At 67.1% G+C, this 13637-nt stretch carries 15 protein-coding genes and 1 tRNA gene; 10 read left to right on the forward strand and 6 right to left on the reverse strand.

The annotated features are described in order from the left end of the window. Positions 1-13 precede the first annotated feature (13 nt). Complete coding sequence (locus AC1RSI_RS07395) at positions 14-409, reverse strand: DUF6249 domain-containing protein (RefSeq protein WP_008264372.1); 396 nt, start codon at positions 407-409, stop codon at positions 14-16. Positions 410-594: 185 nt separating this feature from the next. On the opposite strand from AC1RSI_RS07395, the gene AC1RSI_RS07400 reads away from it, so the two are divergent. Next, on the forward strand, positions 595-834 hold the full coding sequence (locus AC1RSI_RS07400) for a DUF2188 domain-containing protein (protein ID WP_008259809.1): 240 nt from the start codon (positions 595-597) through the stop codon (positions 832-834). 12 nt (positions 835-846) lie between these two features. Here AC1RSI_RS07400 and AC1RSI_RS07405 read toward each other — a convergent pair whose 3' ends face one another. Continuing rightward, complete coding sequence (locus AC1RSI_RS07405) at positions 847-1194, reverse strand: ArsC family reductase (protein WP_008260879.1); 348 nt, start codon at positions 1192-1194, stop codon at positions 847-849. A 93-nt stretch (positions 1195-1287) separates the two neighbouring features. Next, positions 1288-1422, reverse strand: coding sequence for a hypothetical protein (locus tag AC1RSI_RS07410; RefSeq protein WP_255343239.1), 135 nt, complete (start codon positions 1420-1422; stop codon positions 1288-1290). Here AC1RSI_RS07410 and AC1RSI_RS07415 point away from each other — a divergent pair. Further along, positions 1412-3115 carry an ATP-binding protein gene (locus tag AC1RSI_RS07415; protein WP_447941533.1) on the forward strand — a complete coding sequence of 568 codons (1704 nt, stop codon included), beginning with the start codon at positions 1412-1414 and terminating at the stop codon, positions 3113-3115. The genes AC1RSI_RS07410 and AC1RSI_RS07415 overlap by 11 nt on opposite strands. A 14-nt stretch (positions 3116-3129) precedes the next feature. Here AC1RSI_RS07415 and AC1RSI_RS07420 read toward each other — a convergent pair whose 3' ends face one another. Continuing rightward, positions 3130-5751 carry a TonB-dependent receptor domain-containing protein gene (locus tag AC1RSI_RS07420; RefSeq protein ID WP_154726144.1) on the reverse strand — a complete coding sequence of 874 codons (2622 nt, stop codon included), beginning with the start codon at positions 5749-5751 and terminating at the stop codon, positions 3130-3132. A 179-nt stretch (positions 5752-5930) separates the two neighbouring features. On the opposite strand from AC1RSI_RS07420, the gene AC1RSI_RS07425 reads away from it, so the two are divergent. Continuing rightward, entirely contained in the window at positions 5931-7019 is a 1089-nt protein-coding gene (locus AC1RSI_RS07425) for an ABC transporter ATP-binding protein (RefSeq protein ID WP_154726143.1), read from the forward strand. On the opposite strand, the gene AC1RSI_RS07430 is transcribed toward AC1RSI_RS07425, so the two are convergent. Continuing rightward, positions 7016-7372 (reverse strand): phage holin family protein, encoded by a 357-nt coding sequence (locus AC1RSI_RS07430; protein WP_008260563.1) that lies wholly within the window; start codon positions 7370-7372, stop codon positions 7016-7018. The two genes, AC1RSI_RS07425 and AC1RSI_RS07430, sit on opposite strands and share 4 nt — an antisense overlap. A gap of 122 nt (positions 7373-7494) precedes the next feature. Between AC1RSI_RS07430 and AC1RSI_RS07435 the strand changes: the two genes are divergently transcribed. The 4 genes from AC1RSI_RS07435 (at position 7495) to AC1RSI_RS07450 (ending at position 9576) form a co-directional block, all read left to right on the forward strand. Next, positions 7495-7932, forward strand: a complete 438-nt coding sequence (locus AC1RSI_RS07435) for an HIT family protein (protein WP_008263758.1) — start codon at positions 7495-7497, stop codon at positions 7930-7932. Positions 7933-8000: 68 nt separating this feature from the next. Continuing rightward, positions 8001-8076: transfer RNA gene (locus tag AC1RSI_RS07440), tRNA-Thr, on the forward strand. Positions 8077-8368: 292 nt separating this feature from the next. Then, a complete protein-coding gene (locus AC1RSI_RS07445) occupies positions 8369-9067 on the forward strand; it encodes a cytochrome c oxidase assembly protein (protein ID WP_035307395.1) in 699 nt (232 codons plus the stop codon). Beyond that, a complete protein-coding gene (locus AC1RSI_RS07450) occupies positions 9064-9576 on the forward strand; it encodes a CopD family protein (RefSeq protein ID WP_154726142.1) in 513 nt (170 codons plus the stop codon). The genes AC1RSI_RS07445 and AC1RSI_RS07450 overlap by 4 nt, the downstream gene beginning before the upstream one ends. Here AC1RSI_RS07450 and AC1RSI_RS07455 read toward each other — a convergent pair. Then, the gene (locus tag AC1RSI_RS07455) at positions 9546-10058 is read right to left on the reverse strand and encodes a DUF2231 domain-containing protein (RefSeq protein ID WP_008264091.1); all 513 of its coding nucleotides are present in this window, start codon (positions 10056-10058) and stop codon (positions 9546-9548) included. The two genes, AC1RSI_RS07450 and AC1RSI_RS07455, sit on opposite strands and share 31 nt — an antisense overlap. Before the next feature lie 21 nt (positions 10059-10079). Here AC1RSI_RS07455 and AC1RSI_RS07460 point away from each other — a divergent pair, with 21 nt between their 5' ends. Genes AC1RSI_RS07460 through AC1RSI_RS07470 form a run of 3 tightly spaced genes read left to right on the forward strand, consistent with a single transcriptional unit; the run spans position 10080 to position 13542 of the window. Continuing rightward, complete coding sequence (locus AC1RSI_RS07460) at positions 10080-10742, forward strand: cytochrome c oxidase subunit II (protein WP_052004885.1); 663 nt, start codon at positions 10080-10082, stop codon at positions 10740-10742. Continuing rightward, positions 10739-13222, forward strand: coding sequence for a cytochrome c oxidase subunit I (gene ctaD, locus AC1RSI_RS07465; RefSeq protein WP_447941534.1), 2484 nt, complete (start codon positions 10739-10741; stop codon positions 13220-13222). The genes AC1RSI_RS07460 and ctaD overlap by 4 nt, the downstream gene beginning before the upstream one ends. Further along, complete coding sequence (locus AC1RSI_RS07470; RefSeq protein ID WP_035311122.1) at positions 13219-13542, forward strand: hypothetical protein; 324 nt, start codon at positions 13219-13221, stop codon at positions 13540-13542. The genes ctaD and AC1RSI_RS07470 overlap by 4 nt, the downstream gene beginning before the upstream one ends. Positions 13543-13637 lie beyond the last annotated feature (95 nt).

Genomic DNA, 13637 nt, shown 5'->3' on the forward strand with positions numbered 1-13637 from the left:
CTTCCGGCGGACGTCAGTCTTTGTTCGGGTTGAACAAGCCCAGGATGATGAAGGCGATGCCGATAGCGACGGGGATGCAGGCCAGACCCAGCAGAGGCCCCTCGCCATTTCCGCCCCATTGACTGGTGAACCCGCCGACCGTGAACGCAAATCCGGCGATACCCACGCCGCTCGCCAGGCTGAGCACGCCCTTGCGGATGTCCTTGCTGCGCGACGGCAGCCCTTTCTGCACGTCCTTGGTCATGGCGTCGATCAACTCGGGCGGAAGGGTCTGGCCCTTGTCGACCGCGTGCCTTACCGTCAGTTGCATCTCGCGGCGCTCCCGATTTTTCAGGAACGATGGCCCGACAATCACGGCGACGATCGCGGTGAAGACGATGAAGACGATGAAGACGGGTGTAGCGCCCATGATGAACTCTCTCTTGATCCGATGCGACAGCCTGATGTGGCGGCCTTCTGATCACAAGAGGCTGTGGGATGCGCGTACGGATGCGCGGCCCGACGTGAAATCTTTGTAAGGTCGCGAAGCGAAGCCCATGACGCGACAACGGGTTCGGGCTAACGTCATGGCCTGACCCCCTGAAGGAGATTCCCATGGCCCACGTCACCTATCGCATCGTCGAGCACGACGGCGGGTGGGCCTACCAGTCCGGAGGCACCTATTCCGAGACCTTCGCCACCCACGAGGCCGCCAAGGCCGCTGCGGTCCGGGCCGCGCGCGAACAGAAGGTGCCGGACGAGAACGCCGCCATCGAATACGAAACCTCCGACGGCCGCTGGGTCACGGAAAGCGCCGACGGACACGACCGCCCGGCGACCGACGTCGAAGACTGACGGCCCCCGCCCCTATTCAAAGACGGCGGCGTAGGCTTCGGGCTTGAAGCCGACCAGGCGCCGGTCCCCCAGATCCAGAACCGGCCGCTTGATCATCGAGGGCTGGGCCGTCATCAGGGCGACGGCCTTGTCCCGATCAATGTCCGCCCGGTCGGCCTCGGGCAGTTTCCTGAAGGTCGTGCCGGCGCGATTCAACACCGTCTCCCAGCCGTGGTCGTCGATCCACTGGCCCAGTTGGACCGGGTCGACGCCAGCCTTCTTGTAGTCATGAAAGACATATTCGACGCCGTGCTGGTCCAGCCAGACGCGGGCCTTCTTGACGGTGTCGCAGTTGGGAATGCCGTAGAGGACGACGGTCATGGGCGGTCCTTTTCCTTGGGGCGGCCGCTGTGCCTGTAGATAGTCCTCCTGACAAGCTTGGAAACCCGCTGTTCATGAGCGGGAACCCAATACTCATCGCCCCGCCAGAACACGGTTTCCCATGTCGATCCGCGCCGCTTCAAAACGTGTCCTGGCCTTGATGAGGACCAGGGCGGCGCTGTCCGCAGTCTCCATGATGGCGACGATGACGGCGATGATGGCCGCCATGATCGTCGTGGTGTTCGGGAACCTGTCCACCATAGAGGCCGCAGACCGCGCGGTTCACCACACCCGGGTCGTCGAAACCGCGGCGGCCGATCTTCTGGCGTCCAGCCTGGATCAGGAAACCGGCATCAGGGGATACGGAGAAAGCAGGGGCGAACCGGCTGCGCTCGAACCCTATTTTGCAGGCCAGGCGAAGTTCAGCGAAGAACTGCAGACCCTCTACCGTCTGTCGAGCGACAGTCCGCAGCAGACAGCCCGACTGGACGCCCTGCGTGAGGGGCTCAACCGCTGGCGTTCCGTCTATGCAAGCCCTCAGCTGGCCCGCCCCCAAAGCCAGATCGCCGATCCCGCCCTGGCGGAGCGTGGTCGAGTCGCGATGGGCGAGGTGCGCCAATTGCTGGACGATCTTCGTGCGGAGGAGGCCTTGGCGGCCCAGGAAAGCGAGGAGGCGCGTGATCGCGCCTATACGACCGCACGGATCGTCGTCGGCGGTGTCGGCCTGGCGGCGCTGGGGTTCGGGACGAGCCTGGGTCTTTGGGCCGTCCGCGCCTCGGCGCGACGTGAACGCGAAGCCGTGGCCTTCGCCAAGGCCAAGACGCGAACCCTGGCCGTCGTCAGCCACGAGATCCGCACGCCGCTGAACGGCATGCTGGGCATGTTGCAGGCCATGGCGGCCGAGCCGATGGCGGCGACCCAGAAGGAACGGCTCGAGGTCGCGCTTGAATCGGGAGAAACCCTGACGGCCCTGCTCAACGATCTGCTGGACGCGTCGAAGATCGAGGCAGGACGCCTGGAGTTGCTGGAGGCCGATTTCGACCTGACGCGTCTGCTCGCGCGCATGGAGACCGCCTTCGGCGAGACGGCGCGCAAGAAGGGCGTGCCGCTGCGGATCGACATCGCGCCCGAAGCGGCGGGCGACTGGATCGGGGACAAGGTGCGGATCGGCCAGATCCTGGCCAATCTGATCTCGAACGCCGTGAAGTTCACCGATCAGGGCGAAGTGGCCTTGTCCGTCGACGTCCCGAGCGCAGGCCTGCTTCGGATCGCCGTGCGTGACAGCGGCATGGGCATGAATGAAGCCACCCTGGGCCGCCTGTTCTCACCCTATGCGCAGGCCAGCGCCGAAACCGCGCATACGCACGGCGGCACCGGCCTGGGCCTGGCGATCTCGCGCTCGCTGGCGCGGATGATGGGGGGCGACATCACCGTGACCAGCGCGGTCGGTCAGGGCTCCTGCTTCACCCTGGAGCTTCCGCTGCAACGCGGGCGTTCGGCCACGACCGAGCCCGAGAGCGCGAGAAGCCTGGCCGACCTGCACGTCCTGGCGGCCGACGACAACGCCGTGAATCGCCAGGTTCTGTCCGCCATCCTGCCCAGTCTGGGCGTCGAGCTGACGGTGGTCGAAAACGGCGACCAGGCCGTGGCCGCCTGGCGTGAGGGCGCCTATGATCTGGTGCTGCTGGACCTGCGCATGCCGCTCTGCGACGGCTTCGAGGCCGCGCGCCGGATTCGCGCCGAAGAGACGCCCGGCCGGCGCACGCCCCTGATCCTGTTGTCCGGCGACGTCTCCGCGTCGGTGCGGGAACAAGGCCGTGAGGCCGGTCTGGACGGCTTCGTCGCCAAGCCGCTGGACATCCATATGCTGATCGAGGCGATGAGCGCCGCCCTGCCGCCCGCCCACACGCTGGCCGCCTGACTCCCGCGCCCTGATCAGAATCGTTTTGTCAGCCCCAGGCTGAACACCCGTCCACGCGGATCGGCGACGACCGGGTCGTAGCCGAAGGCGTACTGGGCCAGAGGCGGCGCCTTGTCCGCCAGATTGACCAAGCCCAGGGCCAAGTCGAGATCGAGGCCGAGCGTGCGGGTGTAGAGCAGATCGACGGTGGTCTGGCTGGCGATGGTGGTGTCGTTGATCCCGCTGCGGTCATTACGATAACCGGCTGTGTAGTGGACCAGGCCGGTCAGGGCATGACCGCCGCCGCTCCAGGACAGGGCGAACTCGCCGCGATTGCGCGGCAGGGACCGGCCGATATTGTTCAGATTGGTCGAGCCCACGCCCGACACCTGGGCCGCGCCGTCGCTGAGCCGGATGTCGTAACGGTCCACATAGGTCCAGGTCGCCGAGGCCGAGGCCCGACCGCCCCACAGATCGCGACCGTAACGCGCCGCCAGGTCGATCCCCTGCGTCTCGATGGAAGAGGCGTTGACGAAATAGAGCTGGACGAAGGTCAAGGCGCCGCCGGCCGAACGGGTGATGCGCGACTGGGCGTCCGTGCCGGTGCGGCCCGCCGCCGTATCGGCCGCCGCCTGATCGATGATCGCCTGGGCCGATTCCTTGACCACCTGGTCGGCATAGTCGAAGCGCCAGGCGTCCAGGCCCAGTTCCAGCCCCTCGATCGGACGCCACAGGGCGCCGAAGGTCAGGCTCTCGGACTTTTCGGGTTTCAGGTCGGCGTCGCCCGAGGTCAGGGTGTTGACGAAGACGAACGCCCCCCGATCGAACACCGACGGCTGAGAGGCCTGGGCGCCGGACTGGGCGTAGACGGACGGGGCGCGGAACCCTTGCCCCCACGAGGCGCGCAGCGCCAGGGCGTCGGTCACGTCCCAGCGGACCGCCGCCTTGGGGCTGAACCGCCCCTGATCGCCGTCATAGGATTCGTAACGCCCGGCCAGTTGCGCCTCGATCCGGTCGCCCAGATGGATTCGGGCCTCGGCGAAGCCGGCCAGGGTTTGCTGGTCGCCCTCGAAGTCCGGCGAAAACCCGGCGGTCAGCAGTTCGCCGGCGTTGACCAGATCGCTCCAGTCGTGACGGAAAACGCTGCGGCGATACTGGGCGCCCAGGGCCACATCGACCCGCCCCCCGGCCCAAGCCAGGGCCTGACCGCCGGTCGAGGCGTCGGCCGTGATCAGGCTGGACGCGCCGCGCAGACCGGTGGAGCCGATCAGGCTGTCGATCAGTTCGGCGCTGTTGGCCGTGCCGGTCCCGAGATAGGCGCTGCCGAAGGGATTGAAATACTGACAGGCGCCGACGCCCGGCGCCCCCGTCGCCGCATCGCAGCCGGCGCCGCCCAGACCATTCAGGGCGTTCCGCAGCGCGCTGCCGATCACGTCCGGCTTGTCATAGGCGACATGCTGGCGGCTGGCGGTCGCGGCCAGGCTCCAGGTCCAGCCGCCGGCGAAGTCACCGTCCAGACCGGCGGCCAGGCGCCAGGTCTCATACTCGAACACGGCGGTCGAAGCCCCGGCCTCTGCGCCCAGAAGCCGGCCCCGGAACAGGACGTCCTCGCCGAACGGATTGTCGGGGTGCGAGGCCGGCACGGTCAGGGACTGAGCCAGGATGGGCAGCGACGGCGTCTGGCGGGCGCGGGTTTCGGAGGTCGACCAGGCCGCCTGAAGCGACAGGCTCATGTCCCCGACCGGACGGCGATAGTCGGCGAAGACCTGGGTGCGCGTCTCCTCCGGCGTCAGGTCGAAGAAGTCGGAATAGTCGAGGCGGCAGAAGGCGTCGCCGGCGCTGTTGCGATAGGCGGCGTCGAAGGCGGGATTGTCGCAGGCCGGGTCCGGCGCATAGCCCCCCGTGCCGGGCCGGTAATAGGAGCCCGGCTGACCGTAGCTGGTCACGGCGGTCCAGGACGCGCGGCCGTAACGGTCCGCCTGGGTGAAGTCGCGCTCGTCGGTGCTGAGCGCCGACCGGTGGAAATGCGAGGCCGCCAGGGTCAGGTCGCCGCCCAGCAGCGCAAAACCGCCGATGGCCTGGATCACGCTCTCTTCCGATCCGTCGGCCACGGCGTATTTGGCGCTGATCTCGGGCTCCGCCACATTGTAACGGGTGATGAAGTTGACCACCCCGGCCACGGCGTCCGAGCCATAGACGGCCGAGGCGCCGTCCCTGGCCACCTCGACCCGCTGCAAGGCGATCATGGGAACGAGCGAGTTGATGTCGACGAAGGCCGAGCCGTCGGTCACCACCACGGCGCTGGTCGTCCAGCGCTGGCCGTCGACCAGGACCAGGGTCGAACCCAGGCCGAGATTGCGCAGATTGAACTGGGCCGTGCCGGAGCTCTGCGGCTGATTCAGCTGATCCACCTGGGCCTCGGAGCCCGAGTTGGCGGTGATCAGGCGGACCAGTTGCGAAGCGTCGGCGACGCCGGAGGCCGCGATGACGTTCCGCTCCAAAGTCTCGACCGGCGCGATCCGGTCGCCGCCGGCGATGCGCGATCCGGTGACGACGATATCGTCCACGCGAGACGGCCCCTCCTGCGCCTGAACCGCACAGACGCCCGCCAGCCAGGCGACCGAAGCCGTCGCCATCAGGATTTTACGCCGCGCCATGTCTGTGCTCCCCAAAACCGTGACGGCGGCTTCTAGCGAGGGCGTGTATTTTGCGAAAGAGCAATTTTGCAGATTTGCAAATTATCGGTTCTGCATACGCTCTGGAATATCGCGAGCCTTTGATCCGGCGATGTAACCGGTTACGGTAGAGAAAAATGGAAGCAGTTCAGGAAAGAAGCATGGCGAACGTCCGTCTGGTCGACGTGAAGAAGGCGTTCGGCGCCGTCGAGGTGCTGAAGGGCGTCGATCTGGAGATCGCCGACGGCGAGTTCGTGGTCTTCGTCGGCCCGTCCGGCTGCGGCAAATCCACCCTGTTGCGCACCATCGCCGGGCTGGAAGAGGCGACGACGGGCCAGGTCTCCATCGGCGACCGGGTGGTCAACGACCTGTCGCCGTCCGACCGGGGCATCGCCATGGTGTTCCAGTCCTACGCCCTGTATCCGCACATGACGGCCTATGAAAACATGGCCTTCGGGCTGAAACTGGCCAAGACGGACAGAGCCGAGATCGATCGCCGCGTACGCGCCGCCGCCGAAGCCCTGAGCATCACCGACTATCTGGACCGCAAGCCCAAGGCCATGTCCGGCGGACAGCGCCAGCGCGTCGCCATCGGCCGCGCCATCGTGCGCGAACCCGACGTCTTCCTGTTCGACGAGCCCCTGTCGAACCTGGACGCCGCCCTGCGGGTTCGGATGCGCTACGAATTCGCGCGCCTGCACGCCGAACTGAAGACGACGATGATCTATGTGACCCACGACCAGGTCGAGGCCATGACCCTGGCCGACCGGATCGTGGTGCTGAACGGCGGCCGGATCGAACAGGTCGGGGCGCCGATGGACCTGTACCAGCGCCCGGCCAATCTGTTCGTCGCCGGCTTCATCGGCAGTCCGCGCATGAACCTGCTGGCGGGCGAGGTGGTCGCCGCCTCGGCCGCCGGGGCCACGGTGCGGACGACGGCAGGCGAGACGATCCGCGTGGCGGTGGACGCCGCCTCGGCCAAGGCCGGCGACCGCATCACCCTGGGCGTCCGGCCCGAACATCTGAGCCTGTCGGCCGAGGGCGACGGGCTGACCGCCGAGGTCCTGTTCGTCGAGCCCCTGGGGGCGACGACCATGGCCCATCTGAAACATCCGGCGTCGCAGGACACCCTGACGGTCCAGCTGGCGGGCGGGGCTCCGGCCAGGGTCGGCGAATCGCTGACCCTGCACGTCCCCGCCGACCAGGCCCATCTGTTCGACGCGGAAGGTCGCGCCTTTTCCCGACTTTAGCCGCGCTTTTCGTCACCGCCGATAAAGGCGCCGGCGATCCAGCTGACCACGCCGGTGACGATGGCCGCCCCGATTCCCGCCCACAGGCCGTCCACGGCGAAGCCGTTCAGGAACAGGGCGGTCAAGCCGATCATCGCCGCGTTCACGATCAGCAGGAACAGACCCAGGGTGACGACCGTGATCGGGAAGGTCAGCACCACCATGATCGGCCGCACGATCGCGTTGACCAGGCCCAGAATGATCGCCGCCGCGATCAGCGAGCCGTTATTGGTGAAGTCGACGCCCGGCACGATCTGGGCCGACAGCCACAGGCCGGCCATGGTGACGACGGCCTGGATGATGAAACGGATCATGTTGTCCTCAATGATGTGGAAGCGTCACCATAACGCGGCATGCCGGCAAAGGCTCCCCCTCGCCCGCCCCGGCTGCTAATCAGGGCGCTGATCCAGACCGCGACACGATACGGAGACCGGCCATGAGCCTTCACGGCGAATACGACCCCGACAACATCTTCGCCAAGATCCTGCGCGGCGAGATCCCCTCGGTGAAGGTGTGGGAGGACGACCACGTCCTGGCCTTCATGGACGTGTTTCCCCAGTCGGAAGGCCATGTCCTGATCATCGCCAAACAGTCGCAGGCGCGGAACCTGCTGGAGGTCGAGCCGGACATCCTGGCCCGGCTGACGGCCGCCCTGCAACGCACGGCCGTGGCGGTCGAAAGGGCGCTGAAGCCCGACGGGATCGCCGTGATGCAGTTCAACGGCGACGCCGGCGGCCAGACCGTCTTCCACCTGCATTTCCACATCATCCCCCGCTGGGCCGACCGGCCGATGAAGGGACACGGCCACGCGCCCATGGCCGAAGCCGCCGCCTTGAGGCCCCTGGCCGACCGGATCGCCGCAGAACTGGCCTGAGCGTGGCGGATCCGTCTTGCACAGGCGTGAATCCGTCCGCATAAGGCCAGCCAGTCCTCAAGACCGGGGCCGGTTTAGCTCAGTTGGTAGAGCGCCAGTTTTGTAAACTGGATGTCGCGGGTTCGATTCCTGCAACCGGCACCATCTCTTCACGACTTGGCCCTGCAGTTTTGCAGGTGGCGCCTTGAGGGCGCGGCGGATCACAGACCGATATCGAACGGGTGCGCTTTCACGGCGTTTCAGTCGGGAAGGCACGGGCGACCACGCGGTATGGTTTTGACCATAGCCGAGCCCTGAAGGGTGGCGAGACACCGATCGCGCCGAAACACTCAGGTCGGAACATCCTTGTCCGATACGGCTTAGGTATCTGACGGCCGCGAAGACATGCCGGGGCCACGGACGCACGACACTCATCAATCGCAGGGAAACGCCCTGAATGCACGCCACTTACTGCGGTCCTGCGCCGCTTCCCGGCGAACTCGCCACGAGCTGGAATCTGGACCCGATTCTTCTCGCCGCGCTGTTCGCGCTGGGCGTGGGCCTGCGGCGCGACCGGGCCGGACTGGCCGGCGTGGCGGTGTTGGCGATCGCCTTCGTCTCTCCGCTCTGCGCCCTGTCGGCGGCCCTGTTTTCAGCGCGGGTCGTGCACCACGTCCTGCTCATCGCCGTCGCCGCACCGCTTCTGGCCTTGGCGGTCCCGGCGCCACGGCCGGGGGGGATCGTGATTCCCTTCGTGGTCTCGACCGCCGTCCTCTGGATCTGGCACATTCCCGCAGCCTATGACGCCGCCCTGACCAACATCCCAGTCTATTGGGTGATGCAAATCTCGCTGCTCGGCAGCGCGATGCTGTTCTGGCGGGCGGTCCTGGCCGGGGACGGCGCGCCTGTGGATCGCCTCGGGTTTGTGATCGCCGCCTTCGCCCAGATGGGGCTGCTCGGCGCCCTGCTGACCTTCGCCCCGACGTCCCTCTATGCGGCGCACAGATTCGCGCCCCTGGCCTGGGGCATGACCCCGCTGGAGGATCAGGCCCTGGGAGGGCTGATCATGTGGGCGCCGGCGGGGATACCCTACGCGATCGCAACCATCTGGATCGCGCGCCAGGGCTGGTCGCGACTGAAGGCGACGCGCGCATGATCGACTGGCTCGCACCCGCCGTTCCGCTGTTCAAGGCGGCCCATATCGTCGCCCTGGTGATCTGGTGCGGAGGGCTGCTGGCCCTGCCGTTGATGTTGACGCGCCATGACCCGAACATCTCGATTGAAGACTATCGCGTCGTCCGGAACGCCTCGCACCTGACCTATACGATGTGCGTCACGCCGGCGGCCGTCATCGCCGTGATCGCCGGCACCTGGCTGATCTTCCTGCGCGAGGTCTATGTGCCGTGGCTGTTCGCCAAACTGGCGTTCGTCGCGATGCTGGTGATGGCCCATGGCTGGATCGGCCACACCCTCGCGCGGATCGGCGAAGCCCCTGACGAACACACCCCGCCCCGGCCCTATATCCCGATCGCCCTGGTTCTCTTGCCGATGTTGATGATCCTCACCCTGGTGTTGGCCAAGCCGACGCTGGCCTGGGTCGTCCTGCCGGACTGGCTGACGGAACCCCGGAGCGGTCAGCTCTTGTTCGACACGCCCAGTCGATAGTCGAAGACGAGTTTGCCGCCATGCCAGCCCGTTACCGCCACCACCCCGACACACAGGGCCGAGAGCAGGATGCCGTAAGGCAAAACGGCCGTCTCATATCCATAGAGACGATGCCCCCAGTTCGCCCCGAGCAGCGCCAGCAGGGTCACCGCGATGATGAAATGGGTCCAGGCCGGAGCCCGCGCCCGGATGCCCGACACCATCAGAAGTTCAGCCGTGCCGGAAACGCCCGCCAACATGCCGAACAGAAAACCCGTGCCGGCGGACCACAGGGCGGCCCGGGCCCAGAAGCCGTCGCCCGTCCACCAGTACAGGGCGTCCGCACCCAGGGTGCAGAAGGTCAGGGCCACGGGGAAGGCGACGCTCATCGCATGGATCGGGTGACCGAAAACCGCGACGCGCGACTCGGTCGCGGAAAATCCGGGCGCGGCCGCAATCGGGTCGATCAGGGCCTCGGCTTCCTCTTCGATCTTGTCCGTCATATCCCGTCCCTGCCGCGTTCCATGGTGGTTCTGACAACGGCGCTGGCGCTGGCGGGTTGCGAGGGGGCGCTGTCGACCGTCGATCCGGCCGGCCCCGCCGCCCGCACCATCGCCCAGATCTGGTGGGTGATGCTGGTGGGGGCCGTCGCCATCTTCGCCCTGGTGATGGCCCTGGTCGCGCTGGCGTTCCGGGCGCGCGGCCCCGTTGACGAGACGCGGCACGAGCGCCTGTGGGTGATCAAGCTGGGCATAGCCTTTCCGGTCGTCGTGCTGCTGGCCCTTCTCGCCTATGGGCTGGCGGCGGGGGAGCGATTGCTGCCCAGGCAGGGCGCTGATGTCGTCCGCGTCGGCGCCGAGGCCCGCCGGTCCGCCTGGGCCTTCAGCTACGCCGATGTTGCGGGGCTGAGGACCGACCATGTGCTGCACATTCCCGCCGGGCGGCCCGTCGATGTCGCGATCACGTCGACGGACGTGATCCACAGCTTCTGGGCGCCGCGCCTGGCCGGCAAGATCGACGCCATTCCCGGCCATGTTAACATCCTGCGCATCGAGGCCGACGCCCCCGGCGTCTATGCCGGCCGAAGCGCCGAGTTCAGCGGCGTCGGCTACGACGATTTCGCCTTCACCGTGGTCGCCCACGACCCCGCCTCCTGGGAGCGCTTCGTCCGAAGCGGCACGCCATGAACACGCTCCAGCGCCACCGCCGCCTGACCGAAATCTGGTCGTCCGAACCCGGCGCTCGCGGCCTGTTCTCGACCGTCAACCACACCGACCTCGGCCGGATGTTCCTGGCCGTGTCCTTCTTCTTCTTCCTGGTCGGCGGCGTGCTCGCCATGCTGATCCGAGCCCAGCTGGCGACGCCCCACTCGGCCTTCGCCGGGCCGGAGATCTACAACCAGATCTTCACCATGCACGGGACCATCATGATGTTCCTGTTCGCCATCCCGACGTTCGAGGGACTGGCGATGTATCTGCTGCCCAAGATGCTGGGCACGCGCGATCTCGCCTTCCCCCGCCTCTCCGCCTACGGCTTCTGGTGCTATGTCTTCGGCGGGACGATGCTGCTGGTGTCGATGGTGCTGGGCATCGCGCCGGACGGCGGGTGGTTCATGTATCCCCCGCTGACCGGACCGATCTACTCGCCGGGCATCAACACGGATTTCTGGCTGATCGGCATCACCTTCGTCGAGATTTCGGCCATTGCGGCGGCGGTCGAGATCACCGTCTCGATCCTCAAATACCGCGCCCCCGGCATGTCGCTGGACAAGATGCCGATCTTCGCCTGGTACGCCCTGGTCACCGCCCTGATGATTCTGACCGGCTTTCCGCCGCTGATCCTGGGCTCGATCCTGCTGGAGCTGGAACGGGCCTTCGGCCTCCCCTTCTTCCAGGCCGAGTTCGGCGGCGACAGCCTGTTGTGGCAGCACCTGTTCTGGCTGTTCGGTCACCCGGAGGTCTACATCATCTTCCTGCCGGCGGCGGGGGTGATCTCGACCATCCTGCCGGTCATGTGCCGCACGACCCTGCTGGGCTACGGCTGGATCGTGGCCTCGGCCACGGGGCTGGCCTTCCTGTCGTTCGGGATATGGGTCCACCACATGTTTACGACCGGCATCCCGCATATGGGGCTGGCCTTCTTCTCGGCGGCCTCGACCCTGGTCGCGGTGCCGACCGGCGTTCAGCTGTTCGCCTGGATCGGGACCATGTGGAAGGGCAGGCCCAGCCTGCGCATGCCGATGCTTCACCTGCTCGGCTTCTTCTTCACCTTCGTGATCGGGGGGCTGACCGGGGTCATGGTGGCGGTGGTGCCGTTCGACTGGCAGGCGCACGACACCGCCTTCATCACAGCCCACCTTCACTACGTCCTGTTCGGCGGCTTCGTCTTTCCGATCCTGGCCGGGCTCTACTACTGGATGCCCCACGTCAGCGGCCGTGCGCGGTTCTTCCGGCTGGGCGAGCTGGCCTTCGCCCTCGTCTTCATCGGCTTCCATGTCACCTTCCTGGCCATGCACTGGGTCGGTCTGCTGGGCCAGCGGCGGCGGATCTCGACCTATCTGCCGGAGGACGGCTGGACGACCGTCAACCTGATCTCGTCGATCGGCAGTTTCGTGCTGGCCATCGGCATCGCCATGGTGATCGTCGACCTGGTCCTGCACGCCTTCACCGCGCGCCGCAGCCGCCGCGATCCGTGGCAGGCCGGAACCCTGGAGTGGGCGATGATGACGCCGCCGCCGGCGTATAATTTCGCCAGCCTGCCCCATGTCGACAGCCGTCAGCCGCTCGCCGACGATCCCGGGCTGACGCTCCGCCTTGCGCGCGGTGAAGGCTATCTCTCGGAACCCGAACGGGGGTGGCGCGAAAGCCTGACGGTCGAGGTCGCGACCGGCAAGCCGGACTTTCACATCATCTACCCGACCAACACCCGCCTGCCGATCCTGATGGCGGCGGTCACCGGGGTGTTCTTCGTCTCCCTGTTGCTGAAGTTCTACTGGACGGTTCCGCTGGCGGTGGTCGGGGTGACGATCCTGACGTGGCGCTGGGCCTGGTCGCTGGGACGCACGACCGATCTGCCCCCTCGGTCGATCGGTCGCGGCCTGATGCTGCCCAACGCCACCCAGGTCAGACGTTCGCCCAGCTGGTGGGGGTCGGCCCTCCTGCTGACCGCCAATGCGACCTTCTTCGGCTCGCTGCTGTTCGGCTTCGCCTTCCTGTGGACGGTCGCCCCGTCCTGGCCGCCGCCCGCCTGGTTGACGTCGTCGGCGCCGGAGCTGGCGCTGGGCCTCATCGGGGCCGGGCTTGGCGTGGTGGCTATCCGACGCGCCGCGCGGGCCAATCGAAAGGGCCAGGACGCCCGGCCTTGGCTGGGCCTGACCTTCGTCGCCGCCCTGGGGGTCGGGGCGGCGGCGGGTGGGGTGGTCCTGCGGGCCCCGACGCCCGGCGACCACGCCTATGGAGCGACGCTCCTGGTGCTCGGATCCTACGCCCTGTTTCACGCCGTCCTGGCGGCCCTGATGGCCGCCTTCCTCACCGCCCGCGTCGTCAGGGGCTTCACCTCGCCCAGCCGTCAGGCCGAATTCCCGGTGGTGACCCTTTGGGTCGACTACCTGGCCGGCGCCTCGACGCTGATCCTCGTCGTCGCCCATCTTCCGGGATTGCTGGCGTGAGGGATATCCTGCGCATCCTGGTCGCGCCCCTGGTCTGGCTGGCCAGCTTCAGCGCTGTGTACGGCCTGCACGGGCTGATCTGCGGACACGGGATCGGCGGGTCGGCTTTCGGCCTGGTCTCCGTCCCGCGCCTGCTGATGGGGGGCGCCTATGGGCTGGCGGTGCTGCTGCAGGTGGGTCTGATCCTGGCCCTTCACGCCGCGCGCTTCAGTTCGCCCTCGCCGTTCGTGCGCTTCGTCAGTCGCGCCACAGCCTGGGTGGGACTGATCGCGGCGGTCTGGACGCTGTTGCCGACGGTGGTCACGACCTACTGCCTTTGACGAGCCGACAGCGAGCGATGATCACCGACTTGATCTGGATCAGATCGTCTACCGACCTTGCCCCTAGTATCCAGGGCTCGAAGCGCGGGACAGGA

The organism is Brevundimonas sp. GW821-FHT10E09 (genome assembly GCF_058809375.1).

Bases quoted from the DNA above. Each gene is read 5' to 3' on its own strand.
- AC1RSI_RS07395 (WP_008264372.1), bottom strand. From the start codon at position 409: ATGGGCGCTACACCCGTCTTCATCGTCTTCATCGTCTTCACCGCGATC.
- AC1RSI_RS07400 (WP_008259809.1), top strand. From the start codon at position 595: ATGGCCCACGTCACCTATCGCATCGTCGAGCACGACGGCGGGTGGGCC.
- AC1RSI_RS07405 (WP_008260879.1), bottom strand. From the start codon at position 1,194: ATGACCGTCGTCCTCTACGGCATTCCCAACTGCGACACCGTCAAGAAG.
- AC1RSI_RS07415 (WP_447941533.1), top strand. From the start codon at position 1,412: ATGGCCGCCATGATCGTCGTGGTGTTCGGGAACCTGTCCACCATAGAG.
- AC1RSI_RS07410 (WP_255343239.1), bottom strand. From the start codon at position 1,422: ATGGCGGCCATCATCGCCGTCATCGTCGCCATCATGGAGACTGCGGAC.
- AC1RSI_RS07420 (WP_154726144.1), bottom strand. From the start codon at position 5,751: ATGGCGCGGCGTAAAATCCTGATGGCGACGGCTTCGGTCGCCTGGCTG.
- AC1RSI_RS07425 (WP_154726143.1), top strand. From the start codon at position 5,931: ATGGCGAACGTCCGTCTGGTCGACGTGAAGAAGGCGTTCGGCGCCGTC.
- AC1RSI_RS07430 (WP_008260563.1), bottom strand. From the start codon at position 7,372: ATGATCCGTTTCATCATCCAGGCCGTCGTCACCATGGCCGGCCTGTGG.
- AC1RSI_RS07435 (WP_008263758.1), top strand. From the start codon at position 7,495: ATGAGCCTTCACGGCGAATACGACCCCGACAACATCTTCGCCAAGATC.
- AC1RSI_RS07445 (WP_035307395.1), top strand. From the start codon at position 8,369: ATGCACGCCACTTACTGCGGTCCTGCGCCGCTTCCCGGCGAACTCGCC.
- AC1RSI_RS07450 (WP_154726142.1), top strand. From the start codon at position 9,064: ATGATCGACTGGCTCGCACCCGCCGTTCCGCTGTTCAAGGCGGCCCAT.
- AC1RSI_RS07455 (WP_008264091.1), bottom strand. From the start codon at position 10,058: ATGACGGACAAGATCGAAGAGGAAGCCGAGGCCCTGATCGACCCGATT.
- AC1RSI_RS07460 (WP_052004885.1), top strand. From the start codon at position 10,080: ATGGTGGTTCTGACAACGGCGCTGGCGCTGGCGGGTTGCGAGGGGGCG.
- ctaD (WP_447941534.1), top strand. From the start codon at position 10,739: ATGAACACGCTCCAGCGCCACCGCCGCCTGACCGAAATCTGGTCGTCC.